General features: G+C 62.8%; 22 protein-coding genes, 1 tRNA gene and 1 riboswitch. Of the genes, 15 read left to right on the top strand and 8 right to left on the bottom strand.

The window, feature by feature from the left end; translation table 11 throughout:
- Positions 1-74: 74 nt before the first annotated feature.
- The gene (gene mscL / locus FJ936_RS03350) at positions 75-494 is read right to left on the bottom strand and encodes a large conductance mechanosensitive channel protein MscL (RefSeq protein WP_141906086.1); all 420 of its coding nucleotides are present in this window, start codon (positions 492-494) and stop codon (positions 75-77) included.
- A 241-nt stretch (positions 495-735) separates the two neighbouring features.
- On the opposite strand from mscL, the gene FJ936_RS03345 reads away from it, so the two are divergent.
- Positions 736-4245, top strand: a complete 3510-nt coding sequence (locus tag FJ936_RS03345) for a PAS domain-containing hybrid sensor histidine kinase/response regulator (RefSeq protein ID WP_141906085.1) — start codon at positions 736-738, stop codon at positions 4243-4245.
- A gap of 133 nt (positions 4246-4378) precedes the next feature.
- Here FJ936_RS03345 and FJ936_RS03340 read toward each other — a convergent pair whose 3' ends face one another.
- On the bottom strand, positions 4379-5038 hold the full coding sequence (locus FJ936_RS03340; protein WP_015319247.1) for a response regulator transcription factor: 660 nt from the start codon (positions 5036-5038) through the stop codon (positions 4379-4381).
- 122 nt (positions 5039-5160) lie between these two features.
- On the bottom strand, positions 5161-5595 hold the full coding sequence (locus FJ936_RS03335; RefSeq protein ID WP_140787195.1) for a hypothetical protein: 435 nt from the start codon (positions 5593-5595) through the stop codon (positions 5161-5163).
- Between the two features lie 107 nt (positions 5596-5702).
- On the opposite strand from FJ936_RS03335, the gene FJ936_RS03330 reads away from it, so the two are divergent.
- Together FJ936_RS03330 and FJ936_RS03325 are read left to right on the top strand one after the other, a co-directional pair.
- Entirely contained in the window at positions 5703-6053 is a 351-nt protein-coding gene (locus FJ936_RS03330; RefSeq protein WP_015319250.1) for a DUF952 domain-containing protein, read from the top strand.
- Complete coding sequence (locus FJ936_RS03325) at positions 6050-7129, top strand: quinone-dependent dihydroorotate dehydrogenase (RefSeq protein ID WP_140787191.1); 1080 nt, start codon at positions 6050-6052, stop codon at positions 7127-7129. The genes FJ936_RS03330 and FJ936_RS03325 overlap by 4 nt, the downstream gene beginning before the upstream one ends.
- Here FJ936_RS03325 and FJ936_RS03320 read toward each other — a convergent pair.
- A complete protein-coding gene (locus FJ936_RS03320) occupies positions 7122-8462 on the bottom strand; it encodes an MATE family efflux transporter (protein WP_140787189.1) in 1341 nt (446 codons plus the stop codon). The genes FJ936_RS03325 and FJ936_RS03320 overlap by 8 nt on opposite strands.
- A 132-nt stretch (positions 8463-8594) precedes the next feature.
- Between FJ936_RS03320 and FJ936_RS03315 the strand changes: the two genes are divergently transcribed.
- Entirely contained in the window at positions 8595-9497 is a 903-nt protein-coding gene (locus FJ936_RS03315) for a histone deacetylase (RefSeq protein WP_015319253.1), read from the top strand.
- Between the two features lie 3 nt (positions 9498-9500).
- Here the strand turns inward: FJ936_RS03315 and FJ936_RS03310 are convergent, their stop codons facing one another.
- Positions 9501-9764, bottom strand: a complete 264-nt coding sequence (locus FJ936_RS03310; RefSeq protein ID WP_140614732.1) for a DUF6460 domain-containing protein — start codon at positions 9762-9764, stop codon at positions 9501-9503.
- A gap of 341 nt (positions 9765-10105) precedes the next feature.
- Here FJ936_RS03310 and FJ936_RS03305 point away from each other — a divergent pair, with 341 nt between their 5' ends.
- From FJ936_RS03305 to FJ936_RS03285, 5 genes are all read left to right on the top strand, one after another.
- Entirely contained in the window at positions 10106-11134 is a 1029-nt protein-coding gene (locus tag FJ936_RS03305) for a glycosyltransferase family 2 protein (protein ID WP_210241762.1), read from the top strand.
- Positions 11135-11166: 32 nt separating this feature from the next.
- The gene (locus tag FJ936_RS03300) at positions 11167-11625 is read left to right on the top strand and encodes a GtrA family protein (protein ID WP_140787187.1); all 459 of its coding nucleotides are present in this window, start codon (positions 11167-11169) and stop codon (positions 11623-11625) included.
- Positions 11622-13115 carry a hypothetical protein gene (locus FJ936_RS03295; protein ID WP_140787185.1) on the top strand — a complete coding sequence of 498 codons (1494 nt, stop codon included), beginning with the start codon at positions 11622-11624 and terminating at the stop codon, positions 13113-13115. Before FJ936_RS03300 ends, FJ936_RS03295 begins: the two co-directional genes overlap by 4 nt.
- A gap of 206 nt (positions 13116-13321) precedes the next feature.
- Entirely contained in the window at positions 13322-15253 is a 1932-nt protein-coding gene (locus FJ936_RS03290) for an acyltransferase family protein (RefSeq protein WP_140787184.1), read from the top strand.
- A 52-nt stretch (positions 15254-15305) separates the two neighbouring features.
- Positions 15306-15379 (top strand) — tRNA-Gly (locus FJ936_RS03285).
- 66 nt (positions 15380-15445) lie between these two features.
- Here FJ936_RS03285 and FJ936_RS03280 read toward each other — a convergent pair.
- Positions 15446-16207, bottom strand: a complete 762-nt coding sequence (locus FJ936_RS03280) for a Stf0 family sulfotransferase (RefSeq protein ID WP_015319279.1) — start codon at positions 16205-16207, stop codon at positions 15446-15448.
- A 363-nt stretch (positions 16208-16570) separates the two neighbouring features.
- Between FJ936_RS03280 and FJ936_RS30415 the strand changes: the two genes are divergently transcribed.
- The gene (locus tag FJ936_RS30415) at positions 16571-16837 is read left to right on the top strand and encodes a hypothetical protein (protein WP_181171003.1); all 267 of its coding nucleotides are present in this window, start codon (positions 16571-16573) and stop codon (positions 16835-16837) included.
- A gap of 85 nt (positions 16838-16922) precedes the next feature.
- Here the strand turns inward: FJ936_RS30415 and FJ936_RS03270 are convergent, their stop codons facing one another.
- Positions 16923-17912, bottom strand: coding sequence for a LysR family transcriptional regulator (locus tag FJ936_RS03270; RefSeq protein WP_140722844.1), 990 nt, complete (start codon positions 17910-17912; stop codon positions 16923-16925).
- Positions 17913-18202: 290 nt separating this feature from the next.
- Here FJ936_RS03270 and chvE point away from each other — a divergent pair, with 290 nt between their 5' ends.
- From chvE to araD1, 4 genes are all read left to right on the top strand, one after another.
- Positions 18203-19273: a multiple monosaccharide ABC transporter substrate-binding protein gene (gene chvE, locus FJ936_RS03265; protein ID WP_015319282.1), complete on the top strand. Its 1071-nt coding sequence runs from the start codon at positions 18203-18205 to the stop codon at positions 19271-19273.
- A gap of 163 nt (positions 19274-19436) precedes the next feature.
- The gene (gene mmsA / locus FJ936_RS03260; protein WP_140660687.1) at positions 19437-20969 is read left to right on the top strand and encodes a multiple monosaccharide ABC transporter ATP-binding protein; all 1533 of its coding nucleotides are present in this window, start codon (positions 19437-19439) and stop codon (positions 20967-20969) included.
- Positions 20966-22258 carry a multiple monosaccharide ABC transporter permease gene (mmsB, locus tag FJ936_RS03255; RefSeq protein WP_015319284.1) on the top strand — a complete coding sequence of 431 codons (1293 nt, stop codon included), beginning with the start codon at positions 20966-20968 and terminating at the stop codon, positions 22256-22258. The genes mmsA and mmsB overlap by 4 nt, the downstream gene beginning before the upstream one ends.
- 202 nt (positions 22259-22460) lie before the next feature.
- Positions 22461-23453 carry an AraD1 family protein gene (gene araD1, locus FJ936_RS03250; RefSeq protein WP_015319285.1) on the top strand — a complete coding sequence of 331 codons (993 nt, stop codon included), beginning with the start codon at positions 22461-22463 and terminating at the stop codon, positions 23451-23453.
- Between the two features lie 211 nt (positions 23454-23664).
- Here the strand turns inward: araD1 and FJ936_RS03245 are convergent, their stop codons facing one another.
- Complete coding sequence (locus tag FJ936_RS03245; protein WP_140713983.1) at positions 23665-24759, bottom strand: 2'-deoxycytidine 5'-triphosphate deaminase; 1095 nt, start codon at positions 24757-24759, stop codon at positions 23665-23667.
- A 158-nt stretch (positions 24760-24917) separates the two neighbouring features.
- Positions 24918-24995, top strand: a riboswitch (SAM riboswitch).
- A gap of 56 nt (positions 24996-25051) precedes the next feature.
- On the opposite strand from FJ936_RS03245, the gene FJ936_RS03240 reads away from it, so the two are divergent.
- A complete protein-coding gene (locus FJ936_RS03240; RefSeq protein ID WP_140722847.1) occupies positions 25052-26242 on the top strand; it encodes an O-succinylhomoserine sulfhydrylase in 1191 nt (396 codons plus the stop codon).
- The last annotated feature ends 19 nt before the right edge of the window (positions 26243-26261 follow it).

Here is a 26261-nt window from a genome sequence, read left to right as displayed (position 1 = left end):
TTACCAGATGCGAAAACAGAAAACCCCGGCCGCGAACGACCGGGGTTTTGGTCCAGAAGAACCCTATCCGTCTATCACCTGGCCAGCAGATCGCGGATTTCGGTCAAAAGCTGCACATCGGCCGGCGGTGGCGCGGCCGCTGGAGCCGGCTTTTCCCTTTCCAGGCGCCTGCGCATGTTGTTCACGGCCTTGACCATGAGGAAGATGATGAAGGCTAGGATGATGAAATTCAGCACCACGGTGATGAAGCTGCCATAGGCAAAAACAGCACCTTGCTTTTTGGCTTCCGCCAGCGAGGTGGCGTTGACGGCCGAGGAAAGCCCAAAGAAGTAGTTGTTGAAGTCCAAGCCGCCGAAGATCGCTCCGACAATCGGCATGATGATGTCGTTGACCAGGGAATCGACGATCTTGCCGAAGGCAGCGCCGATGATGACGCCGACGGCCAAGTCCATCACATTGCCCTTGGAAATGAATTCCTGGAATTCTTTCAGCATTCGACCCTCCTTATCATGGCGGGCCGCGCAGCCGTCCCATCCCGGAAGCACCGCCCCGGCGATACCATAACAAAAACCTCAAGTTGCAACATGGGCAAAAAGGAGAAAACCACCGGTTTCGCCTTACCCTGCGTTACCTCTTTGAAATCAGGTGCCCAAAGCCGTGATGGACTTGGCGCCCAAGCTGTGATTGCGTCTGACCCGGCCAGGTGAAAATCGGCACAGGGAGGATCTTGCCGGCGTGCAGGGCTTGTTCATCGTCATCATCGCGATCGCCTATGTGACGCTGCTGTTCGCCATCGCCAGCCTGGGCGACCGCCGCTCGGCCTTGTCAGGGCCCAGCAGGGCGCGACCTTTCATCTATGCGCTCAGCCTTGCCATTTACTGCACGTCCTGGACCTTCTTCGGCTCGGTCGGCCTTTCCTCCGAACGCGGCCTCGAGTTCCTCGGCATCTATACCGGCCCGGTGCTGGTGTTCGTGTTCGGCTTTCCCTTGCTCAACCGCATCGTGCGGCTGGCCAAGACCGAGAAGATCACTTCGGTCGCCGACTTCCTCGGCGCCCGCTACGGCAAGAGCTTCACCGTGGCAGCCATCGCCACGCTGATCGCCACGATCGGCGCCGTGCCCTATATCGCGCTGCAATTGAAGGCGATCTCCGGCTCGGTCAGCCTGATGGTCGAGCATTATACGGGCTCGCCGCCGTCCTTCGATCCGTTCGTCAGCGACATCTCGCTGGTCGTCGCCATGCTGCTTGCGCTGTTCGCGGTCCTGTTCGGCACGCGCCACGCCGATGCCACCGAACACCAGGATGGGCTGGTGCTGGCGGTGGCGGTGGAGACCGTGGTCAAGCTCGCCGCCTTCCTGGCCATCGGCCTGATGGTCACCTTCCTGATCTTCGGCGGCCCCGGCGACATGTTCGACCGGCTGGCCGAGAATGGCCAGGTGCGGCAGGCAATGGGCTATTCGACATCGCTGGCCACCTGGCTGGTGCTGACGTGCCTGAGCGGCTTTGCCATCATCCTTTTGCCGCGGCAGTTCTACGTCACCATCGTCGAGAACCGCAGCGAGGCCGAACTGCGCACCGCGACCTGGGTGTTCCCGCTGTATCTCGTGGCAATCAACCTGTTCGTGCTGCCGATCGCCTTTGCCGGCCTGACGCTGGTCGGCGCGAGGACGAGCAGCGACCTTTACGTGCTGTCGCTGCCGCTGTTCAGCGGCCACGATTTCCTGGCCATGGCCGCCTTCATCGGCGGCTTGTCGGCGGCAACCGCCATGGTCATCGTGGAGAGCGTGGCGCTGTCGATCATGATCTCCAACGACCTGATCATCCCGCTGTTCGTGCGCCGGCTGTTGCGGACGACCACCTCGGAGAACGAGGATTGGTCGACGCTCATCCTCAATGTGCGGCGGGCGTCGATCTTCATCCTTTTGTTCATCGCCTTTCTCTATTATCGCGAGAGCACCAACAGCGCCCGGCTGTCCTCGATCGGCCTGATGTCCTTCGCCGCGATCGCGCAGTTCGCCCCTGCCCTGGTTGGTGGGCTGATCTGGCGCGGCGCCAATGGCCGGGGTGCGGCACTCGGCATGGTCGCCGGCATCCTGGTCTGGGGCTATACGCTGCTGGTCCCGTCGCTCGTCGCGCCCGATACAGGCATCATCGTCCACGGACTGTTCGGCTTCGAGGCACTGCGGCCGCAGGCACTGTTCGGCACCGTCGCCGAGCCGCTGAACCACGGCGTGCTGTGGAGCCTGTCGGTCAACGCGCTGTTTTTCGTCTTCGGCTCACTGTCGCGCGCGTCGGTGCCGCTGGAGCGCATCCAGGCATCGATCTTCGTGCCGCGCGAAGCCGGACCGATGCCGAGCCTGCGCCGCTTCCGCACCGCCATCACCGTCAACGACCTCAAGGATACGATCGCACGCTATCTCGGCGTCGAACGCACCGAGCGGTCGTTTCAATCCTTCGAGAAGAGCAACGGTACCTCGCTGCATGGCAACGAGCAGGCCAGCATGGACGTCATCCGCTTTTCCGAGCAGCTATTGGCCAGCGCCGTCGGCTCTTCCTCGGCACGGTTGATCCTGTCGCTGCTGTTCCGGCGCCACGACCGCGAATCCCGCGACGCCTTCCGCCTGCTCGACGACGCCACGGAAGCGCTGCAGCACAACCGCGACCTGCTGCAGATCGCGCTCGACCAGATGGAGCAAGGCATTACCGTCTTCGACCGCGATTTCCGGCTGATCTGCTGGAACCGCCAGTACCGGGCGCTGTTCGACCTGCCCGACGAGATGGGCCAGGTCGGCGTTTCGCTCGACCAGATCCTTCGCCATCTGGCCGAGCGCGGCGACATTCCCGCCGACCAGCGCGTGACAATGCTCAACCGGCTGACCAGCTTCGTCAGCCCCTGGCAGATGGAGCTGAAGACCAGCGGCCGCATCCTCGAACTGCGCTCCAACCCGATGCCTGACGGCGGCATCGTCGCCACCTATGCCGACATTTCCGGCCGCGTCGAACAGGATCTCGCGCTGAAAAGCGCCAATGAATCACTGGAGCAGCGCGTCAAGACCCGCACCATCGAACTGACTGGGGTCAACGAGGAATTGACCCGGGTCAACGAGGAACTGGCGCAGGCCCAGATGCTTGCCGAGGAGGCCAATCTCGGCAAGACGCGCTTCCTTGCCGCCGCCGGTCACGACATCCTGCAGCCCTTGAACGCCGCCCGGCTCTATTGCTCCTCGCTGATCGAGAAGGCCGGCAAGGGTCCGGCCGGCAAGGCGGCCATCAACATCGAATCCTCGCTGGAATCGGTCGAGACCATTCTCGGCGCCGTGCTCGACATTTCGCGCCTCGATGCCGGCGCCATGAAGCCGGACGATACCGCCTTCAACCTCGACGGCCTGCTCAGCCAGATCGGCAATGATTTTCGACCGATGGCCGCAGCAAAGAAGCTCGAGCTGACCATCATTGCGTCCTCACTGACCGTGATGACGGACCGCAACCTTTTGCGCCGCCTGATCCAGAACCTGGTTTCCAATGCCATCAAGTACACCCGCCAGGGCCGCATCCTGGTCGGCGTGCGGCGGCGCGGCGAACTGGCGGAAATCCAGATCATCGACACCGGCATTGGCATCGCCGGCGACAAGCTGAACACCGTCTTCCATGAGTTTACCCGACTGGACGAAGGCGCACGCGAAGCAGAAGGTCTTGGTCTTGGCCTGTCCATCGTCGACCGCATCGCCAGGGTGTTGCGGCTTGAGATCCGTATCTTCTCCAACCCGGGCAAGGGCACGCGCTTTTCCGTCATCCTGCCCGTGGCGGTCGCGCAGGTGCCGCGACGCGAGGTCGAGACCAGGGCGCCGGCCCGCGCGGCGGCTTCGCTCTCCGGCCTGCATGTGCTGTGCATCGACAATGACATCCGTATCCTCGAGGGCATGCGGCTGCTGCTCGAGGGCTGGGGCTGCAATGTCGCCACGGTGACCGGCTCGGAGGATCTGGAGAGGGCCGCGATCGACCGTCCGGACATCGTGCTTGCCGACTACCATCTCGACCGCGAAACCGGTCTCGATATCATTATCAGGCTGCGAGCCACCCACGGCGACGACCTGCCGGCCGTGCTGGTCACGGCCGACCGTTCCAACGAGGTACGAGCAGCCGCGGCAGGCCTGGACATCCCGATGATCAACAAGCCGTTGAAGCCGGCGGTGCTGCGTTCGATGATGGCCAGGTTCAGGCCGATGGTGCGGGCGGCGGAGTGACATCGAAGCGCCTGAATCAGGCCTGGTGCTCCAGGGCTTCGAGATAGGCGCAGAACATGTCGGCGAGCGCATCGGAACAGGTCGATGCGGCGAGCCGAAGTTAAAAGTTCCGACCGAGCCAAGCAGCCGGCACTCAGCCCGCCGGCTGCAGCGGGTCGCTGCCTATCTTGGACAGCAGGATCACCGCCTGGGTGCGACTGTCGACGCCGAGCTTTTGCAATATGGCCGAGACATGCGCCTTGATCGTCGCCTCGGAGACGCCGAGTTCATAAGCGATCTGCTTGTTGAGCAGGCCCTCGGCCAGCATGCCGAGCACGCGGGTCTGCTGCGGGGTCAACGTCTGCAATCGTTTGATCAGGTCCGATATTTCGGGATCGCGTTCGACGCCGAGATCGACGCCGACAGGTGCCGCGATGTCGCCGGCAAGCACCGACTGCACGGCGCCGCGGATTTCCTCCATGCTGGCCGACTTGGAGATGAAACCGGAGGCGCCGAGATCGAGCGCGCGCCGTATGGTCGCCGGGTCGTCATGCGCCGACACCACGACCAGCGGCACCGCAGGATGGATACCGCGCAACGAGATCAGGCCGGAGAGGCCGCTGGCGCCAGGCATCGACAGGTCGAGCAGCACCAGATCGACATCTTCATTGGCCACGACCAATGCCTTGGCGCTTTCGAAATCACCGGCCTCATGGATGGCGGCGACATTGCCGATGCCGGCAAGCGCCTCGCGCAGCGCGCCGCGAAACAGCGGATGATCGTCGGCGATCACGAAAGAATAGCCTGACGGCAAATGTCCCTCCCCGAATCCCCGATTTACTGCTTTTTGCGGGATCAGTTGGACGATTATGAGGGGCTGCGCACGGTTTTCAAGCGGCAAAGCCAGCGCGCCGCGTTTTCCCTTGTCTATGGCGCTCAGGTCTTCTGCGAGTTGGGCCGGGCGCCGTCGCCGCTGTCCTTGTCCATATCCTTGACGATGCCCATGAAGCTCTTCAGGAAGCGCTCCATGTAGCTCATCGTCGTGTTGAAATCCTCCTCGCTCGGCAGTTTCGATTCGAGACGGGCGGAGAGCGAATTCTCCAGCTTGGTGACGCGCTCGTCCATCGCCTTCATCGAGGCCTGCAAGCGATCGACCTCGTCCTGGTAGGCGGCGCGTTCGTCGGCCGCCATCTTGCAGACGAGCTGGCCCGAACGCTCCTCGCAGATCGACATCGCGCCGGTCTGCGTATCCATGCGGATATAGCCGGTGGCCGACTTTTCCAGCCGGTAGCGGTCTGTTTCTTCCGAATAAGCTGAAGCCGCGATCAGCGAAACGAGCGCGGCGGGGATCAAGATGTGCTGCAGACGCATGTTGTCCTCCATGGCCAAGGCCTCAAATATCGCATGTTTGCGCCGGAAATGGGGAAGACCCTTGGCCTGGCCTTCCCCGCGCGACTGGTTCGGATTATAGCGCAACCATGTCACAGATTATCTACAAGATAACTCCGCAAGCGCCTTGGCGCGAGGCCGAAGCCAAAGGCCGCTTCGCCGGAGCGCCGATCGACACCGCCGACGGCTTCATCCATTTTTCGACGGCGGCGCAGGCCAGGGAAACCGCGGCAAAGCATTTCCAGGGCCAGACCGACCTTCTGCTGGTCGCCGTCGACGGAAACCGCCTGGGTGATGCGCTGAAATACGAAATCTCGCGCGGCGGCGCGCTGTTTCCGCACCTCTACGGCGTGCTCGACCTGAAAGCGGTGCTCTGGGTCAAGCCGCTGCCGCTTGGGGCCGACGGTACCCACCAGTTCCCGGCCCTGGAGGGGCAATGAGCGTGCTCGACCGGATCGGCCAGAAACTGCTGTTCACCTTCGATCCGGAAACCGCGCATGGCCTGTCGATCGCGGCACTGCGCTGCGGCCTGCCGGGCGGCGCGCGGACGGTACGCGATACGAGGCTGAAGGTCAGCCTTTGCGGTCTCGATTTCCCGAACCCACTTGGCATGGCGGCTGGCTACGACAAGAACGCCGAAGTACCCGACGCGCTGCTTGGCCTCGGCTTTGGCTTTGCCGAAGTCGGCACGGTGACGCCGCTGCCGCAGGCCGGCAACCCGAAGCCGCGCATCTTCCGGCTGACATCGGATGAAGCTGTCATCAACCGGCTGGGCTTCAACAATGAGGGCCATGCGGCCGCCGAAAAAAGGCTTGTGGCGCGCTTGGGGCGCGGCGGCATCGTCGGCGTCAACATTGGTGCCAACAAGGACAGCACCGACCGCGTCGGCGACTATGAGAGCGGCGTTTCCCGCTTTGCTCCTTATGCCAGCTATCTCACCGTCAACATTTCCTCGCCCAATACACCAGGCCTGCGCACCATGCAGGCGCGCGAGCAGCTCGGCGAATTATTGTCCCGGGTCAGGGCCGCGCGCACTGCAGCGTCCGCGCAGCCGCCGATCTTCCTCAAGATCGCGCCTGATTTGGTCGAGGCCGAACTGGAGGATATCGCCGCCGCGGTCATCGAAAAGCAGATCGACGGCATCATCGTTTCCAACACAACCATTTCCCGCCCGGCGCTGCGCAGCAACGATGCCGCGCGGGAGACAGGCGGGCTTTCGGGAAAGCCGCTATTCGAGCGCTCGACCATCGTGCTGGCCAGGATGCGCAAGCTGCTCGGGCCCGAAATGGCCATCATCGGTGTCGGCGGTGTCAACTCAATGGAGACGGCTCTGGAAAAGATCCGCGCCGGCGCCGATCTCGTCCAGCTCTACACCGGCATGATCTATGGCGGACCGGCGCTGCCGGGCCGGATCGTCGCCGGAATGACACGTTTTGCCGAGACGGAAAAACTCAGGTCGATGCGCGAGTTGCGCGACAGCCATCTCGACCGATGGGCGTCGAAGCCGCTCAGCTGAACGCGGTTTGCATCCGCAGCCGCAGAATTGTCAGCAGGCTCAATCCACGCACCAGCAGAAAGACGTGCAGCGCCGCCCACAGGCCGTGATTGCCGAAGGCGGGCGCCAGCGTGATCAGCGCGGCGGCAAAGGCGAGGAATGACAAGAGCATCATGTTGCGCATGTCGCGCGACCAGGTCGCGCCGATGAAGACACCATCCATCTGGAAGGCGAGCACACCGCTCAGCGCGGTGAACGCGGCCCAAGGCAGGTATGTGTCGGCCACGGCGCGGACCTCCTGCGACGTCGTTACGACGGCAATCAGGTTGGTGCCGGCCATGAGCAGCACCAGCGTCGCGGCACCGGCCAGACCAAGGCCCCAGAACAGGGTCAGCCGCACCGCCTGCCGGAAGGGCTGTTCGGAGCGCGCGCCGACGGCGCGGCCGGCGAGTTGTTCGGCGGCGGTGGCGAACCCGTCGAGGAAATAGCCGGCGACGAGAAAGAAGTTCATCAGCACCGCATTGGCGGCCAGCGTCACCGTGCCGAACTGCGCGCCCTGGCGGGTGAACAGCGCGAAGGCGGCGAGCAGCGAGAACGAGCGGATCATGATGTCGCGGTTGAGCGACAGCATGCGCAGGAAGGCGCCCATATCGAGCAGGCGCTGCCGAGGCAGGGGCGGGGTGGATCGGAACCGGCGAACCACGATCGCGAGACCAAGCAGCATGGCGAGGAATTCGCCGGTGACGGTTGCCCAGGCGACGCCGGAAACACCCCAGCCGAGCTCAAGGCCGAGCAGGAAGCACAGCGCGATGTTGGTGCCGTTCAGCACCAGTTGGAGGATTAAGCCGAGCCCGCCCTCGCCGCGCCCCAGCACGTAGCCGAGGATGGCGTAGTTGATCAGCGAGAACGGGGCGGCAAGCAGCCTGATCCTGATGTAGACACCCATCGCGTCGCTGACGCGTGGCCCGGCGTCCATGAACCACCGGCCGCCAACGGCGATGAGCGGTGAAAGCGCTGCCAGCACGACACCGGCAACGACCGCGATCAGCACGGCGCGCCAGAACACCGCCTGTTCCTCCAGCGCGTCTCCACGCCCGAAAGCCTGGGCGACGAGGCCGGTGGTACCCGAGCGCAGAAAATTGAAGGTGGTGAAGACGACGTCGAAAGCCAGCGCGCCGGCGGCCAGGCCGCCAAGCAAGGCGGCGTCACCGAACTGGCCGACAACAGCCGTATCGACGAGGCCAAGCAGCGGCGTCGTCAGATAGGCGAGCGTCATCGGCACGGCGATGGCAAGCACCGACCGGTTGGTGACGGAAAACGCCCTGGCTTCGGTTGGGATGGCGCCCTTGTCCAAAGGATTGCTGCCTTGCTGATTTGCGGCTTGATCGGGGAACCGATGTGCCCCATTTTCCGGCCGCCGCGCAATCGCCCTTCCGCGGCGGCCAACCGAAATCCCGCTCTGGCGCGAAACCGTCCGATCCAGTTCATGCCCCTGCAGATCGTCCACCATCCCGACTACGACGCCGGCTTCGCGACCAGCCATCGCTTTCCGATGAGCAAATATCCGCTGCTGATGGAGGCCTTGCGAGCACGCGGCCTGGCCGGAGCCGGGGCGCTCAACACAGCCGAACCCGCGCCTGCGTCGTGGCTTAAGCTCGCCCATGCGACAGATTATGTCGAGCAGGTTCTCGGTTGTTCGGTCCCGGAAAAAATCGAGCGCGAGATCGGCTTTCCGGTCGGCCCGCGCGTCTCGTTGCGCGCGCAGCTTGCCGCCGGTGGCACGGTGGCGGCGGCGCGGCTTGCCCTGCGTCACGGCATCGCCTGCAACACCGCCGGCGGCAGCCATCACGCGCGGCGCGCGCAAGGCGCCGGCTTCTGCACTTTCAACGACGTCGCCGTCGCCTCGCTGGTGCTGCTTGAGGAGGGCGCGGCACACAGTATCCTGGTGGTCGATCTCGACGTGCACCAGGGCGACGGCACGGCGGATATTCTGGGCGACGAGCCGCGCGCCTTTACCTTCTCCATGCATGGCGAGCGCAACTACCCCGCGCGCAAGATCGCCTCCGACCTCGACGTCGCCCTGCCCGACGGCACGGGCGACGCCGCCTATGTCGAAAGGCTCGATACCATCCTGCTGGAGCTGTCGGCCCAGGCGCGTTGGGACATCGTCTTCTACAATGCCGGCGTCGACGTCCATGCCGAGGACCGGCTCGGCAGGCTGTCGCTTTCCGACAAAGGCCTGCGCGCCCGCGACAAGATGGTCATCGGCCATTTCCGGGCGCTCGGCATTCCCGTCTGCGGTGTCATCGGCGGCGGCTATTCCACCGATGTGCCGGCACTTGCCGCGCGCCACGCCATCTTGTTCGAGGTCGCATCGGACTATGCCTGAAGGTCACTTCCGGTAGTTGGCGATCCTGAGCAGGATGAAGGCTGGCACGACGATCGCGGCACCGAGCAGGATGTAGCCGAGGAAACGGTCGATGGCGTGGAAGCCGAGATTCCATAGATCAATGAAGAACTTCTGGATGCCGTAGAACACGTCCATCGGCGACCAACCGAAAGCGTTCATGACCAGGCCGACGAGAAAGGATACCACCAGCAGCTTCAGAACAATCCTGAGCGGCGAGTCACCGAGAAAGCGCGTCAGTGCGGACAAGGCCGTCTCCCGATTGAGATGCCCCGACTCATGGGCACGGCGCAGAGATACGTGCTTGGCGGCCATCCATCAAGCCGCCAGGGGCCGGTGCGGGGGAATTGATAAGCCGCGGCAGATGTTGGGCGCCATCGGGAGGGCGCTCTGCCCTGCCACAGCTGGTGAAAGCCGGATCCTGGCGGGCTTATGGCGCGGTGCCCGCATCCGCATGGAACTGCCGGTTCGTTCGTGACACGTGCCATCGGCGCCGCCAAGCGTGGCGGCCGCACGACCCCCGGCTTACCTGTTTTCTGTTTTCTAACCAATTGCCGCTATTGCCATTCCCAAGCGGGAGCCAGGCTTTGGTGGGAACGGGAAAAATCGGCGCGCACCGCGCACCCATGTTGTCGGTCGTCGTGCCTTGCTACAATGAGCGCGACGGCGTGGCGGAGCTTCATCGACGCGTCAGCGCGGCATGCCTCGAGCAAAGCCTCTCCTACGAGGTCGTGCTCGTCATCGATGGAGCGACCGACGGAACCCGTGATGCCGTTTTCGAACTGGCCGAAAAGGACGACCATGTGGTCGCCATCGACCTTGCCCGCAACTACGGCCATCAGATCGCCTTGAGCGCCGGGCTGGAATTCTGCCGCGGCCAACGCATTCTCATCCTCGACGCCGACCTTCAGGATCCGCCCGAACTATTGAGCGCAATGATGGCGAAAATGGATGAAGGCTTCGACGTGGTCTACGGCCAAAGGGTAAAACGGGAGGGCGAAAGCTGGTTCAAGCTGGCCTCCGCCTCGATGTTCTACCGCCTGCTCGGCCGGATGGTCGATGTCGAGATCGCGCCGGACTCCGGAGATTTCCGGCTGATGAGCCGGCGCGCGCTGGACCATCTGATCGCGATGCCCGAACGCTACAGGTTCATTCGCGGCATGGTGAGCTGGATCGGGCTGAGGCAGGCCGCCTTTCCCTATGAACGGCAGCGGCGCTTTGCCGGCGCAACGCACTACCCGCTGAAGAAGATGGTTCTTCTGGCGGTCGACGCTATGACCAGCTTTTCGATCGTGCCTTTGCGCTTCGCTTCGCTGCTGGGCATGATGTTCGGCCTGCTCGGCCTGGTCGTGCTTGGCTATACGCTGTTCGAATGGTCTATCGGCAATGTTCTGCCGGGCTGGACGAGCCTTGCCGCGATCATGCTTATCCTGGGCAGCGTCCAGCTTCTGGTGCTGGGCATTTTCGGCGAGTATCTCGGCCGCATGTACATGGAGACGAAGCGGCGACCGCTTTATTTCGTCAACGAGATCGTTTCACGAAGCCAGGCGGCGGCCGAGGACCAGGACCTGCCGGTCCACCGCCTCCAGGAAATAGTGAAACGGGCGGCCCGTCGTTGAGGTAAGGGTCGACCGTGGGTAACGGGAACGCCATGGGCAGGATATGGTCGACTGTTCCGGCCGGCTTTTCGCGGATGCTGCGGTTTGGCGCGGTCGGGCTGCTCAACACGGCGCTGGGCTGTTGTCTTATCCTGGCTGGGCTGAAGCTGGGCCTTGGCGACATCGCCGCCAACATGACCGGCTATGCCGGCGGTCTTGTCCTTGGCTTCTTCCTCAACCGCCGCTGGACCTTCGGCCGTGCAGGCGGTTTTCGCTCCGGCACGGCGGTGCGGTATGCGCTTGCCTTCGTTGTGGCTTATACCGCAAATCTGACGGTAGCGGTCGCCGCCATGTCCGCCGGCGTCGTCGAAAATCCGTTTGTCCACCTGGCGGGAAACTGCCTCTACTCGGTCCTCTTCTATCTCGGCTCCGTCCGTTTCGTCTTCGTCGGCGCGGCAAAGGACACTGTCTTGGTCGCGATCGACATGAAGTCCGCTGGAGCGGCGACATGAACAAGGTCGAGGCAATCGTTCCAGTGTTCTCGCCGCTCGAGGACGCACAGCGCGCCAGGCTGATATTCTGCCTCATCGGCGCGGGTGTCATGGCGACGGTTCTGGCAACCTTTGCCAGCGCAACCCTGCAGGACCCCGACAGCTGGTGGCATGTCAAAGTGGGGCTGGATTTCCTGGCAAACGGGACGCTTCCGACCGTCGACACCTATTCCTACACCTTCGCCGGCCAACCGTGGATCGCCAAGGAATGGCTGGGGCAGGTTCTGCTGGCCCTTGCCTACAGCGCGGGTGGCTGGAACGGCGTCGTCACGCTGATCATCGGCACGATCTGTCTCGCGGTCTTCCTGTCGGGATGGTTCCTCAGCGCGCACCTGAAACCGGTTCTGGCCGTGGCGCTGGCATTCGTCGCGGCCTTCCTGATCAGCCCGATCTATACGGCGCGCCCGCACGTCTTCACCTTACCGATCATCGTCGTCTGGACGACGATGCTGTTTCGTGCCGCGCAGGACGAGAAGGCCCCGCCGCTCTGGCTGCTCGGTCTGGTCGTATTGTGGGCGAACCTGCATGCCACGTTCACTCTGAGCTTCATCATCGCCGCCTTCGCCGGCCTCGATCTGCTGGCGCGCACCGGCCTGTCGAAACCCGCACTTTTGGCGAAGTGGGTGGCGTTTGGCCTGCTCTGTCCGTTGGTCAGCCTGATACACCCTTATGGCGTGCAGGCCATCCTGGCCACGCTCACCGTCGCCTATGGCAATGAGGCGGTGCCGCTGATCCTGGAGTGGCGGCCGTTCAATGCCCAGGAACAGGTCCTCCAGGAAGCCGCGATACTGCTGGCCTTTTTCGGGCTTCTGACATCGAGGCTACGGATCGGCTGGGCGAAGGCGTTGTTCATCGTCTTCACCTTGCACGTCTACCTTTCGCATCTGCGGTTCGTCTATCTGTTCTTCCTGCTTGTTCCCCTGGTGGTCGCGGTCGAGGTCGCGCGCCAATATCCCGCCCTGTCCGCAGGCGCCTGGCTGAAAGAAGAGCGCGACGGACTGGAAAAATTCTTCGCCAGCCGGTTCCATCTGCTCCGCGGCGCGACGGCGGTGTCGCTGGTCGTTGCGATGCTTGCGCTCAACAACGCCGCCTACCAGGTCGCGCCGAGCCCAAAGACATCAGCCAGCGGCGCCCTTGCGTTCGCCAGGGATCACCACCTCGCAGGCAATGTGCTGAATTCCTACAATTTCGGCGGCACATTGATTTTCCACGACATCAAGACCTATGTCGACGGCAGGACGGACCAGCTGTTCCTGGGCGGGTTCACAAAAGCGGATGAGGCGACGGGGCAGACCGGCGGAAAACCACTGCTCGAGGCGCAGTTGAAGAAATACGCCATCGGCTGGGCACTGCTTACAGCCGCGGATACCCGCATCCCCTTCTTCGCCGAGTTGGGCTGGAAGCGGGCCTATGCCGATGACTATGCCGTGATCTACCTGCCGGCAACCTGATCGGCCGCTTCCAAACCGGCTTCGCCGGCGTTCAAGGCATGGCGTTCCGGCTTGACACTCATGTTGCAGTGCAGCAAAATCGTTTCGCAGAGGAGAGCCTGTGAACCCCACGCGTCACGATTTTTCGCACAACCAAGGCATCGTCGCATGAGTGGCGTGGCATGCTTCGCACGAGATCGGCGGGCCGCGAGCCGCGGACTGTCCGAATGAACTACAGGCGCGACATCGACGGCCTGCGGGCCGTTGCCGTGCTGCCCGTGGTGCTCTTTCATTTTGGCGTGTCCGCCATCCCAGGGGGATTCACCGGCGTCGATATTTTCTTTGTCATATCGGGCTATCTGATCAGCGGCAGCTTGCTGGATGATCTCGAGCGCGGCCAGTTTTCGATCGGCCGCTTCTACTGGCGCCGCGCACGGCGCATCCTGCCGGCGCTGACCTTCGTCATCTTGCTTGCAAGCATCGCGGCATGGTTCATCCTCCTGCCGTCGGACTTGCACGAATTCAGCCTCAGCGTGATCGCTGCCTCGACCTTCTGGTCGAACATCTATTTCTGGAAGACGACGAACTATTTTTCGATCGACGCCGAACTGCGGCCGCTGCTCCACACATGGTCGCTTTCGGTCGAGGAACAGTACTACATCTTCGCGCCGATCCTGGTTTATCTGATCTACCGCTATGCCTCGAAGCGCTGGCTGACGATACTTCTGCCCATCACCATCGGCAGTTTTGCCCTGGCGGTGATGGCGACCACGCTGGCGCCGACCGCCGGCTTCTACCTGCTGCCGACACGCATCTGGGAACTGGCGCTGGGCGCCATGCTGATGCTGAAAAGGCCGCCGCCACTTGCCAGCCGGCCGGCGACGGAACTGATCGGCCTGGCCGGCTTTGCACTGCTCGGCTTCGGCTTCCTAACGATCTCGGAGAGCGACCCGTTTCCGGGCTATAACGCCCTGTTTCCCTGCGTCGGAACGGCCCTGCTGATCTATGCGGGCCAGAACCATGCGAACCGACCCGTGCCCCTCGCCACGCGTGTGCTTCAGTTCGCCCCGATGGTCTGGATCGGCCTCATCTCCTATTCGCTCTACCTTGTTCACTGGCCGATCAACTCCTTCGTCCACTACCTCTCGCTGAAGGCCATCTCGGTGCCGATGATCGTCGCGATGACGGTGGCCAGCGTCGCCCTGGCGACCTTCTCGTGGAAATATGTCGAGCAGCCTTTCCGGCGGAAGCGGGCCTTGACCGCCCCGCTGCCGATCTTCGCCTTTTCGGCGACGGCGATCGCCCTGCTGTGCGTCGGCGGTCTGGCCGGTGTGCTGGGCAAGGGCTTTCCGCAGCGGTTCCCGGATTTCTCGACGCAACGGATCCTGGTGGGCGACTGGCGCAACGGTGTCTGCTTCAATGAGGGTGCGAGCCGGATCGAGGATTGGAACCTTGCCGGCTGCACGCGCACGCACGGCTTTGCCACCAATGTGCTGCTGTGGGGCGATTCCTTCGCGGCTCACTACGTATCGGGCCTGGAAGCCAACGCGCAGAAAATCCAGGCCAACGTCGTCCAATATACTTATGCCGGCTGCCCACCCAACCTGAGCTATTTTTCCTATGCCCGGCCGGCCTGCACCCGCTTCAACGAACGGGCGCTGTCGATCATCCGTGATGCCAATATCCAGGCGGTGATCCTGAGCGGTCGATGGACCGACTACCAGGCCAGGGGCTTCGATGGCCTGCAGACGACGATCGACCGGCTACGCGACATGGGTGTCAAGGTCTATGTCATCGGCCAGTCTCCGGAGTTCATCGCCGACGTCCAGAAGATCGCTTTCTTTGCAAAACACGAGGGCGCCGCGAATACATCCTGGCCGATGGCCATGGATCCCGACATCAACAAGCAGGTGCAACTCTTCGCCAACGGCGCGACCTTCATCGACCCGCTCACCTATCTGTGCGACGCAACCGGTTGCTCCTATGCGGATGCCGGCAGCAAGCAGTTTCTCTATTTCGACTATGGCCATTTCTCTTCCGCCGGCGCGACGCTGGCCATCTCGAAATACTGGCCGAGCTTCGCCGCCGGCGGCGAAGTCGCAAAGGCCAGGGAGCCAACGCCGACCGTCACCGGTGAGTTGGCGAAGCCCGCCTTGTGAAACCGGTTTGCGATTGCCCGAGGCCATGCCGTCATGATAACGAGGCTGCAGCGCGGGTATGATGTAATGGTAGCCTGTCAGCTTCCCAAGCTGAACGCGCGGGTTCGATTCCCGCTACCCGCTCCAGTCTGATGCGAAAAGCCGATTGCCTAGGCCGGCCCCTGTCCGATTGGCAGCACTATCGGGATTCGCCTAGGCCTGTCCGGTTAGCATCTGCTTCTTGAGGAGGAACCGGGCGAGATTGTTGATGTTCCGCGGCGCCACCTTCCTGGGCAGATGCGCCAGGAGGTCTTCCGATTTGACGTCGTTGCGGAACCGCTCCGCCCAATCTTCGGTGAGATCGTCCCGCTGCAGGCGTAAATTCGTTTCGAACCCTCCGTCCGGCATTTCAACCGACAACTGCCGGGCCACCGACGCAACGTACGGCCGAGGATCGTCCAACAGATCCTCATAAAAAAAGTGATCGTATGCCAGATCGGCCAGCCGCAGGTAAGCTTCCCAGAAGGCATAGCTCTGCTCGATCAGGAAATAGGCCTGGCAGATGCCGGCAAAGTCGTATCGCGGAACCAGATCGGCGCCGTCCATCGTGCTTTTCCAATGCCCCGACGCCTTTGCCCGGCAATAGGAAATCGCCTGGCGAAGGCGGTCCCGCCGCTCCAGCAGGACCAAGCCCATGGCATGGCGCCGGCTGCATTCAGCGAGGAAGTCAACTCCATATCTGGCCTGCGACCAGTGAAGATGCCGCGGAAACAGTTTCACGGCGAACGTGCCGTTTGCGGTTCCGCCGCGATCGATCACGGCGGACATCAGGTCATCGAAGGATTTCGGCTTGCACCCCAGATTGGCCGTATCGAGCCACTCGGCCGACTTGCCCAACAATCCCGTGCTGTTCGTGAGACTGCCAAGCCATTCGGAGCCGCTGCGGGCTTCGGTCAGTATGGCGACGCCCTTCATGCGTGCCGCTTCTCCGCGGCACGCATGATCTTGATTGCAGAATGCCGTTCTTCTTGGTGGTCCCTCGGCATGGTCAAAGCTCCGCTTTAAACAGGCTTCAACGGACAAAGGCTCATATGGTTCCGCCGATTCGGCGGCAGCTAGGCAAAAGTGCGAGTCCCAAACACGTTACAGTTGGGTAATCAACGCCGGACTTGAAGAGACTGAACACAGGTGCCGGCCACCTGCGGTGGCCGGCTTAGCGTCAGCAAGAAGAGATTACAGCCATACGCGGAGCCAGACGCGCTCGCGCCAGCAGCGGGTACGGCGGCGGCCATGGCGCCAGTAGCTGCGGCAAACTCGTCTCCAGCCGCGGCGACGCCCGTGGCGACGACGCCAGTAGCCATCGTGGCCATGATGGCGGCGAAAATGCCAGTCGCGATGCGAGACCTGCTCTACCTCGACCGCTTCATCCCCTTCGAAGACAGCCGGATCCGGCTTGTCCAGTTCATCGAGAATTCCGTTTCCCTGGGGAACACCGGCTACCGCGCGGCCGGGTCCGGCCACGCTCGCAAACGCCGCTGCCCCCGCGAGGCCAAGCATTCCAGTAAGAAACAACCGACGTTCCATAAAAACCTCCCGAGTTGTTAATCGTCGACACCTCGTTTCCTCGCCCGCAACGGGCTCCAGCGCGCATGCCGAACGGTTTGAACGCGCGGCAGCGGTTCTCGTTCCATCACCCCACTTCGCGCAGGATGAAATCATGCAGCATTTTGGCAGCCGGCGACAGTACGCGATTCCTGACGGTGATCAGGCTGTAAGGCCTGACCTCGATGTCGAATTCGGTTTGGACGACATCGATGGCGCCGGCAAGCCCGTCCGGGTTCTGGATGAACTTCGCCACCTGCACCGAGACCGGCGCGATGGCATCGGATTGCGCGACCATGACCAGCGTGAGCAGCAGCGAACTGGTGTTCAAGATCCGGTCCGGCAGCGCGATGTTGCGGTTCAGGAAGTTGCTCTCCATCGCCTGACGCAAGGGCGAACCGCCCGACTGGAACACCCAGTCATAGGCAGCGGTGTCTTCCAGCCGCACCACATTGCCTCCGGCGAGCGGGTGGCCGCGGCGCACGATCAGGCAGGCCTTCTCGACGCCGATCACACGGGATTCGAACAGTCGTGGATTGAGGTCGTCGGGAATGCGGGCGATGATGAAGTCGTGGCGCGAGCCGATCAGCTCGCGGGCGAGCACGTTCGACGTCTCGACCTGCATGGTGATCTCGATGCGCGGGTAGATGCGGCGGATTTCACGGATCGCCGGCACCGCCAATTCGATCGCCGGCGCGGTCACGGCGCCGAGGAACACCGAACCGCCCTTGCCAGCCTTGAGCTCGGCAATCTCGCGGTCGGCTTCGCGCATCTCGAGCAGGATCGAGCGGGCCCGCCTGGCAAGCGCCTGGCCATAGGGCGTGAGGGTCACTCCGCGCGGCAGCCGTTCGCACAGCTTCACGTCGAGCACCGCCTCCATCTCGGCGATCATGCGCGAAGCGGCCGGCTGGGAGATGTTCATGACCTGGGCCGCGGCGCTCACCCGTCCGTGATCGTCGAGGGCGGCGATCATGCGCATGTGGCGCAAGCTCAAACCACTGCGCAGGAGTGTCTCACCGTCTCCCGGGAGCTTCTCGTAACTTACTGGAATCGCATCGGGATCGCGCAATGCCGCCATGATCTCCAGCTTTCTCGCCGATTGCTTTCCGGATGCTAGATCATACCGGTTTCGGTATAGCAACCAGCAAAGATCGCATTTGACAGTTATGGCAAAGGGACCCACCCTTCGCGCGTTCCGGGACGCAAGGATCGTAGCGATCAAAATCGTATCGATTGAAACTGCGTCGCGGAGCCGATTGGGAGGATACCGGAGATCGATAATGCCGACAGCGGCGCGTTTGCGCTCCTGTCTGGCTGCGCGGCCCGCGAAGCCCCGAGGTGTCGCGTCCATCAACCAGGGAGAGTAATGTGAAGATTATCAAGACGCTGGCCGCCGTGGCGGCCCTTGGCATCGCTGCCATGACCTATCAGGCGCACGCGGCCGACAAGGGTCTTGTCGGCGTGCTGATGCCGACCAAGACCTCGCAACGCTGGATCAATGACGGCGACGCCGTCAAATCCCAGCTCGAGGCGCTCGGCTACACTGTCGACCTGCAATACGCGCAGGACGACATCCCCAACCAGCTCAGCCAGCTGGAAAACGAAATCACCAAGGGTCCGAAGGCGCTGATCATCGCCTCGATCGACGGCACCACGCTGTCGGATGCGCTGCAGAAGGCCAACGACGCGGGCGTCGTCGTCGTCGCTTATGACCGCCTGATCAAGAAGACCAAGAATGTCGACTATTACACCACCTTCGACAATTTCGGCGTCGGCGTGATCCAGGCAAATTCCCTGGTCAAGGGCCTCAAGGAGCGTTTCCCGAACACCAAGCCGTGGAACGTCGAACTGTTCGGCGGCTCGCCCGACGACAACAATGCCTTCTTCTTCTACAATGGCGCGATCTCCGTCCTGCAGCCGCTGATCGACGACGGCTCGATCAAGATCAAGTCCGGCCAGACCGGGATGGACAAGGTCGGCACGCTGCGCTGGCTCGCCGCCACCGCCCAGGCGCGCATGGACAACCTTCTGTCGGCCAACTACTCGGACGGCAGCCGCGTCGATGGCGTTCTGTCGCCCTATGACGGCCTGTCGCGCGGCATCACCGCCTCGCTGCGCGCTGTCGGTTACGGCACCGACGCACAGCCCTGGCCGATCGTGACCGGTCAGGACGCCGAGACCGCCTCGGTCAAGCTGATCATCTCGGGCGAGCAGTACTCGACCGTGTTCAAGGACACCCGCGAACTGGCCAAGGCCACGGTGCAGCTGGTCGACAAGGTGCTCTCCGGCGGCAAGCCGGAAGGCCTCGACGAAAAGACCTACAACAACGACGTCAAGGTGGTTCCCTCGATCCTGCTGACGCCGCATGAGGTCGACAAGTCGAACTACCAGGCCCTGGTCGTCGACTCCGGCTACATCAAGGCCGAAGACCTGAAGTAATCCCGGTTACAAAGGCAGGGGTCCTGCGCGACGCAGGGCCCCTTTTCGTTCACAAGCGGCCCCGGTATTGTCTCTGCCGGCCTAGAGCCATTCCCGGAAAAGTGCGCAGCGGTTTTCCGTCAGGAATCGCCTAAAAAAGAAAGTCTAGGAGGAGCTTGCCCTGATGACCTCGACGATTTTGGAGATGCGCGACATCACCAAGACGTTCCCCGGCGTGAAGGCGCTGTCGAACGTCAACCTCCACGTCGAGGAAGGCGAAATCCATGCCGTGGTCGGCGAGAACGGCGCCGGAAAATCGACACTGATGAAGGTGCTTTCGGGCGTCTATCCCTCCGGCACCTATGATGGCCAGATCATCTTTCAGGGCCAGGAATGCCAGTTCAAAGGCATTCATGACAGCGAACACAAGGGCATCGTCATCATCCACCAGGAGCTTGCGCTGGTGCCGATGCTGTCGATCGCCGAAAACATTTTCCTCGGCAACGAGCAAGCCAGATACGGCGTCATCGACTGGGACGCCAACGAGGCGCGCACGGCCGAGCTTTTGAAGAAAGTCGGGCTCAAGGAAGACCCCAAGACGCTGATCACCCATATCGGCGTCGGCAAGCAGCAGCTGGTCGAGATCGCCAAGGCGCTCAGCAAGGAAGTGAAGCTGCTGATCCTCGACGAGCCGACAGCATCGCTCAGCGAGAAGGACAGCCAGGCGCTGCTCGATCTATTGCTCGAGTTCAAGCGGCAGGGCATGACCTCGATCCTGATCTCCCACAAGCTCAACGAGGTGAACCGCGTCGCCGACAAGGTGACGGTGATCCGCGACGGGCGCACGATCGAGACATTGCCGAGGAAGGACATCAGCGAGGACCGCATCATCACCTCGATGGTCGGCCGATCCCTCGACGATCGCTACCCGCCGCGCGAACCTAGCATCGGCGACGTCATTTTCGAGGTCAAGGACTGGTCCGTCTACCACCCGATCCATGCCGAACGGCAAGTGATCAAGAGCATCGACCTCAAGGTGCGCAAGGGCGAAGTTGTCGGCATAGCGGGACTGATGGGCGCCGGTCGCACCGAATTCGCCATGAGCCTGTTCGGCCGCTCCTATGGCCGGCGCATCAGCGGCGAGGTGCTGCTCAACGGCAAGCCCGTGGACCTTTCCACAGTGGGCAAGGCCGTGCAGAACGGCATCGCCTATGTCACCGAGGACCGCAAGACCTATGGGCTGAACCTCATCGACCATATCAAGCACAATGTGACGCTGGCCAACCTCGGCGGCGTTTCCAGTGGCGGCGTGATCGACGATATGCGCGAAATGAGCGTCGCCAACGACTATCGCAAGAAGACCAATATCCGCGCCTCCAGCGTCTATCAGCTGACCGGCAACCTCTCTGGCGGCAACCAGCAGAAGGTGGTGCTGTCGAAATGGCTGTTCGCCGACCCGGAAGTCCTGATCCTCGATGAGCCGACGCGCGGCATCGACGTCGGCGCCAAGTACGAAATCTATACAATCATCGCTCGCCTTGCTGCCGAGGGCAAAGCGATCATCGTCATCTCGTCTGAAATGCCGGAATTGCTCGGCATCACCGACAGAATCTATGTCATGAACGAAGGACGCATCGTCGGCGAGATGGCGGCAAGCGACGCCAGCCAGGAAAAAATCATGCGCGCCATTGTTCGCGGAGAAGGAAAAGCATCATGAGCACAGACAGCGCTCCCGCACCTCAAAGCGGCACCGCCGAGGACGTCAAGCAGGGTCCTCGCGTCGCCGTCTCGGCGCTGACGACGAACCTGCGCGAATACGGCCTGATCATCGCGCTGATCGTCATCATGCTGTTCTTCCAGTACACGACGTCGGGAACGCTGTTCAAACCGGTCAACCTCAGCAACCTGGTGCAGCAGAACTCGTTCATCATCGTGATGGCGCTCGGCATGCTGCTGGTCATCGTCGCCGGCTATATCGATCTCAGCGTAGGATCGGTCGCCGGCTTCATCGGCGCGCTTGCCGCCATGATGATGGTCATCTGGCCGCTCGGCATATTCAGCAATCCCCTCGTTGTCTCGATCGTCTGCCTCATCGTCGGCGGGTTGATCGGTGGCGCGCAAGGGTACTGGATCGCCTATCACCGCATACCAAGCTTCATCGTGACGCTCGCCGGCATGCTGATCTTCCGCGGCATCTGCCAGGCGCTGCTTGGCGGCGGCTCCTCGGTCGGCCCGCTTCCCGACAGTTTCAAGGCGCTGAGTTCCGGTTTCATCCCCGATGTGATCGGCCCGCTGACCCTGATCCCGCCGACGGTGAACGCGGCCGGCAAGACCGTTTTGGGCAGTGGCCTGACGCTTCACATGACGACAGTCGTGCTGGGCCTGATCGCGGTGCTCGCCTACGCCTATTTCGGCTTCAGGACGCGACGCAAGCGCGAACTCCACGGTTATGAGGCCGAGCCTTTCACCCTGTTCGTCATCAAGACCCTGGTCGGCAGCGCGCTGGCGCTCTTCCTGGTCTTCCAGTTCGCGACCTATCGGGGCCTGCCGATCGTGCTGCTGGTGATGGGCGTGCTGATCTCGCTGTTCGTCTTCGTCACCAAGCGCATGACCATCGGCCGCCGCATCTACGCCATGGGAGGCAACGCCAAGGCGGCGCAACTGTCGGGCATCAACACCGAAAGGCTGACGCTCTGGGTGTTCGTCAATATGGGCGTTCTGTCGGCGCTCGGCGGGCTGATCATCGCCGCACGTCTCGGCCAGGCCGTGCCGGCCGCGGGCCTCGGCAGCGAGCTCGACGTGATCGCGGCCGTCTTCATCGGCGGCGCCTCGGCGATGGGCGGCGTCGGCCAAGTCATCGGCGCGGTGGTCGGCGGCTTCATCATGGGCGTGATGAACAACGGCATGTCGATCATGGGCGTCAATGTCGACTGGCAGCAGGTGGTCAAGGGCCTGGTGCTGCTCGGGGCCGTGATCTTCGACGTCTACAACAAGAACAAGGCTTGAGGGCTGGGGCGAGGACTAGGAGGCATACGGGTTCTAGATCGCGAAGCTGCCGGCAGCCCGTCGGCACCAAGAAGTCCGGGGAAGGACCAGGCTCGCGAACGCAATCCGGACGAAGCGTTTCAACCGTGGCGCGTTTCCGCGCCGCGCCGGTCAGGGTTTGCCCATTGGCAGCCGGATACAGATAAATGAGAGAGGACTGATCATGCTGATCTCGCAGATTCTCGACGACGCCGAGACGATCCGTGTCGTTGCCCGCAGCGGCGGGAAGACCCGGATCATCAACGGTGCGCGCAGCGTCTATTCGCTGGCGATGGAGGCCGCCCGCACCGGCGTCGGCCTGGCCGCCCTGATCGAACGCAAGGGGCTTGGCGAGACGATCGATCTCGACGCCGCCTACAAGCGGGGGCGCCTGCTGTCGCCGATCAATCACCCCGACCCAGCGCATCTGCACCTGACCGGCACCGGGCTGACGCATCTGGGGTCGGCCGCGACGCGCGATTCCATGCACAAGAAGCTCAGCACCGACGGCGAGGAGCAACTCACCGATTCCATGAAGATGTTCCGCATGGGACTGGAAGGCGGCAAGCCTGCGAAAGGCCAGGTCGGCGTGCAGCCGGAATGGTTCTACAAGGGCAACGGCACCATGGCGGTCGCGCCTGGCGCGGCGCTCATGTCACCGGCCTTTGCCAAGGATGCCGGCGAGGAACCCGAGGTCGCCGGAATCTATGTCATCGGCGACGACGGCGCGCCATTCCGCGTCGGTTTCACCTTGTCGAACGAATTCTCGGACCATGTGACCGAGCGCGTCAACTATCTCTTCCTCGCCCATTCCAAGCTGCGCAATGCCTCCTTCGGCCCGGAGATCCTGATCGGAGACCTGCCTTCGGACATCCGCGGCACGTCGCGCATCCTGCGCGACGGCAAGGCATTGTGGGAAAAGCCCTTCCTGTCGGGTGAAACGAACATGTCCCACACCATCGCCAATCTCGAACACCACCACTTCAAATATTCGGCCTTCCGCCAACCTGGCGACGTGCATGTGCATATGTTCGGCACCGCGACGCTATCCTTCGCCGACGGCATCAAGACGGAAGCCGGCGACGTGTTCGAGATCGAGGCCGGGGATTTCGGACTGCCGCTGCGCAACCCGCTCGAGATCGAAAAGCCGGTGAAGGTGTCGGTGAAGGCGCTTTGAAGCCATGAGCGCGTGATTCCCCTCTCGTGGGGAATGGCTGGCAAGCCAGAGCGGGGCGCTGTCCCGCCGATCTAGCAATAGGTTTCCGTCACGCCTTCGGCTCTCAACAGATCGCAGGGATGAATGAGGGCAGCAACCCTTCGCGTCCCCTCTGCCCTGCCGGGCTTCTCTTCCACAAGGGCCCCTCGTGGGGGGATCGGCAGCTTCGACCTTAGCGCACGGCGCGGAAATGCTTTGACAGCTTCAGGCCCTGCGCCTGGTAGTTCGAGCCGAGATCGGTGCCGTAGAGCGCCTGCGGTCGCTTCAGCATATGCTCGTAGACCAGCCGGCCGACGATCTGGCCGTGGTCGAGGATGAACGGCACTTCGTGGCTGCGCACTTCGAGCACCGCCCGGCTGCCGGTGCCGCCGGCCGCCGAATGGCCGAAACCCGGATCGAAAAAGCCGGCATAGTGGACACGAAACTCGCCGACCAGCGGATCGAACGGCGTCATCTCGGCGGCGTAGAGCGGCGGCACATGCACCGCCTCCTGGCTGACGAGGATGTAGAACTCGTCGGGATCGAGCACCAGTTCGCCGGCGCGGCTCTTGTGGATCGGCTCCCAGAAGTCGAGGACATCCTGCGCGGCGCGCTTGTCGACATCGACGAGGCCGGTGTGGTGCTTGCCGCGATAGCCGACCAACCCATCCTTGTCGCCATTGAGGTCGATCGACAGCGCGATGCCGCCGCCGGAAATGTTCGGCGGCTCCGTGGCGACCAGCATCTCGGCACGATGCAGCTCATGCAACTCGGCTTCCGAGAGCAGCGCGTTGCCGGTGCGAAAGCGGATTTGAGACAGGCGCGAACCCGTGCGCGCGATGATCGGAAAGGTGCGCGGGCTGACCTCGAGATAGAGCGGACCGTTGTAGCCGGCGGCGATCTTATCGAACTCATGGCCCCGATCGGTCATGACGCGGGTGAAGATGTCGAGCCGCCCGGTCGAGCTCTTCGGATTGGCCGAGGCCGAAATGTCAGCCGGCAGGGCCAGACTTTCGAGCAGCGGCACAATATAGACGCAGCCGGTTTCGAGGACCGCGCCTTCGGTCAGACTGATCTCGTGCAGTTGCAGCCGATCGAGCTTTTCCGACACCTTGTGGTTGGGACCGGGCAGGAACGAGGCGCGAACCCGCCAGGCCTTTTCGCCCAATCTGAGATCAAGGCTCGCCGGCTGGATCTGGTCGGCATCGAGCGCACGCGGCGACTTCAGCGCGCCGGACCGGAACAGCGCCGAAATGTCCTGATCGGGAAGAATGCCTGTCTGCCGCAAAGTCTGGCTCCGCCCCAAGACTGGTCTCTTTCGTTGCAGGTTCTTGTTTGTTGCAGGTTCTTGCCGCAAAACCGCCGGGCACTTCTGCGGAACCTGCCTTGGTACAAACGTCTTAATGAAGCCGGCAATTGACGCAAGCGTGGCGCGGGTCTAAAGGGTCGTTATCCCGTGGTGATTTGGCCGGTCGGCTTGCAGCCACGTTAAACAAGTCGCTAAAGGACCGTCGGGCCGCAAGGCCGTATGGACCGGTTGCGACTTTCGCGGCCGGTTTTTTTGTGTCTGGAACAAAGCGATGAGCACCAAGAAGCGCAACTGGAAACCTCAGACGGCACTCGTGCATGGCGGAACCCTGCGTTCCGGCTTCGGCGAAACCTCCGAGGCGATGTACCTGACCCAGGGTTATGTCTATCAGACGGCGCAGGCCGCCGAGGCCCGCTTCAAGGGCGAAGAGCCTGGTTTCATCTATTCGCGCTACGCCAACCCGACCGTCGACATGTTCGAAAAGCGCATGTGCGCGCTTGAAGGCGCCGAAGACGCGCGCGCCACGGCGTCGGGCATGGCGGCGGTGACGGCTGCCCTTCTGTGCAGCGTCAAGGCCGGCGACCACATCGTGGCCGCGCGCGCGCTTTTCGGCTCCTGTCGCTGGGTCGTCGAGACGCTGGCGCCGCGCTATGGCATCGAGGCGACCTTGGTCGACGGCACCGATATCGCCAATTGGGAAAAGGCGGTCAGGCCCAATACCAAGCTGTTCTTCCTGGAAAGCCCGACCAACCCGACGCTGGAAGTCGTCGACATCGCCGCCGTCGCCTCGCTTGCCAATTCGATCGGCGCGCGGCTGGTCGTCGACAATGTCTTCGCCACGCCGCTGCAGCAGAAGCCGTTGCAGCTTGGTGCGCACATCGTCGTCTACTCGGCCACCAAGCATATTGACGGCCAGGGCCGCTGCCTTGGCGGCGTCATCCTGTCAGACAAGAAGTGGATCGACGAGAACCTGCACGACTATTTCCGCCACACCGGCCCGAGCCTGTCGCCGTTCAATGCCTGGACCTTGCTGAAGGGCCTAGAGACGCTGCCGCTGCGCGTGCGCCAGCAGACCGAGAGCGCCGGCAAGATCGCCGACTTCCTGGCCGAGCAGCCGCAGATCGCCCGCGTCATCTATCCCGGCCGCGCCGACCACCCGCAGGCCGATATCGTCAAGAAGCAGATGTCGGGGGGCTCGACGCTGATCTGCCTCGACGTCAAGGGCGGCAAGCCGGCGGCCTTCGCCCTGCAGAACGCCCTCGACATCGTGCTGATCTCGAACAATCTCGGCGACGCCAAAAGCCTGATCACCCATCCGGCGACGACCACCCACAAGAACCTCAGCGACGAGGCCCGCGCCGAACTCGGCATCGGGCCAGGTACGCTCAGGCTGTCGGTCGGCCTGGAGGATACGGACGACCTGCTGGAAGATATCGCCCAAGCATTGAAGGCCGCCAAATAGGTTTCGTCCAGGCAGCGTC

This window comes from Mesorhizobium sp. B2-4-13 (genome assembly GCF_006658535.1).
In the GTDB taxonomy this organism is placed as follows: Bacteria; Pseudomonadota; Alphaproteobacteria; order Rhizobiales; family Rhizobiaceae; genus Mesorhizobium; species Mesorhizobium australicum.
The sequence above is the reverse complement of the archived record's forward strand: the minus strand, read 5'-3'. Positions and strand labels throughout refer to the sequence as shown.

Coding starts and splice junctions, on each gene's coding strand:
- FJ936_RS03325 (WP_140787191.1), top strand. CDS start 6,050: ATGAGCGTGCTCGACCGGATCGGCCAGAAACTGCTGTTCACCTTCGAT.
- FJ936_RS03295 (WP_140787185.1), top strand. CDS start 11,622: ATGAACAAGGTCGAGGCAATCGTTCCAGTGTTCTCGCCGCTCGAGGAC.
- FJ936_RS03290 (WP_140787184.1), top strand. CDS start 13,322: ATGAACTACAGGCGCGACATCGACGGCCTGCGGGCCGTTGCCGTGCTG.
- araD1 (WP_015319285.1), top strand. CDS start 22,461: ATGCTGATCTCGCAGATTCTCGACGACGCCGAGACGATCCGTGTCGTT.
- FJ936_RS03270 (WP_140722844.1), bottom strand. CDS start 17,912: ATGGCGGCATTGCGCGATCCCGATGCGATTCCAGTAAGTTACGAGAAG.
- FJ936_RS03240 (WP_140722847.1), top strand. CDS start 25,052: ATGAGCACCAAGAAGCGCAACTGGAAACCTCAGACGGCACTCGTGCAT.
- mmsB (WP_015319284.1), top strand. CDS start 20,966: ATGAGCACAGACAGCGCTCCCGCACCTCAAAGCGGCACCGCCGAGGAC.
- FJ936_RS03330 (WP_015319250.1), top strand. CDS start 5,703: ATGTCACAGATTATCTACAAGATAACTCCGCAAGCGCCTTGGCGCGAG.
- FJ936_RS03315 (WP_015319253.1), top strand. CDS start 8,595: ATGCCCCTGCAGATCGTCCACCATCCCGACTACGACGCCGGCTTCGCG.
- mmsA (WP_140660687.1), top strand. CDS start 19,437: ATGACCTCGACGATTTTGGAGATGCGCGACATCACCAAGACGTTCCCC.
- FJ936_RS03280 (WP_015319279.1), bottom strand. CDS start 16,207: ATGAAGGGCGTCGCCATACTGACCGAAGCCCGCAGCGGCTCCGAATGG.
- FJ936_RS03335 (WP_140787195.1), bottom strand. CDS start 5,595: ATGCGTCTGCAGCACATCTTGATCCCCGCCGCGCTCGTTTCGCTGATC.
- mscL (WP_141906086.1), bottom strand. CDS start 494: ATGCTGAAAGAATTCCAGGAATTCATTTCCAAGGGCAATGTGATGGAC.
- FJ936_RS03300 (WP_140787187.1), top strand. CDS start 11,167: ATGGGCAGGATATGGTCGACTGTTCCGGCCGGCTTTTCGCGGATGCTG.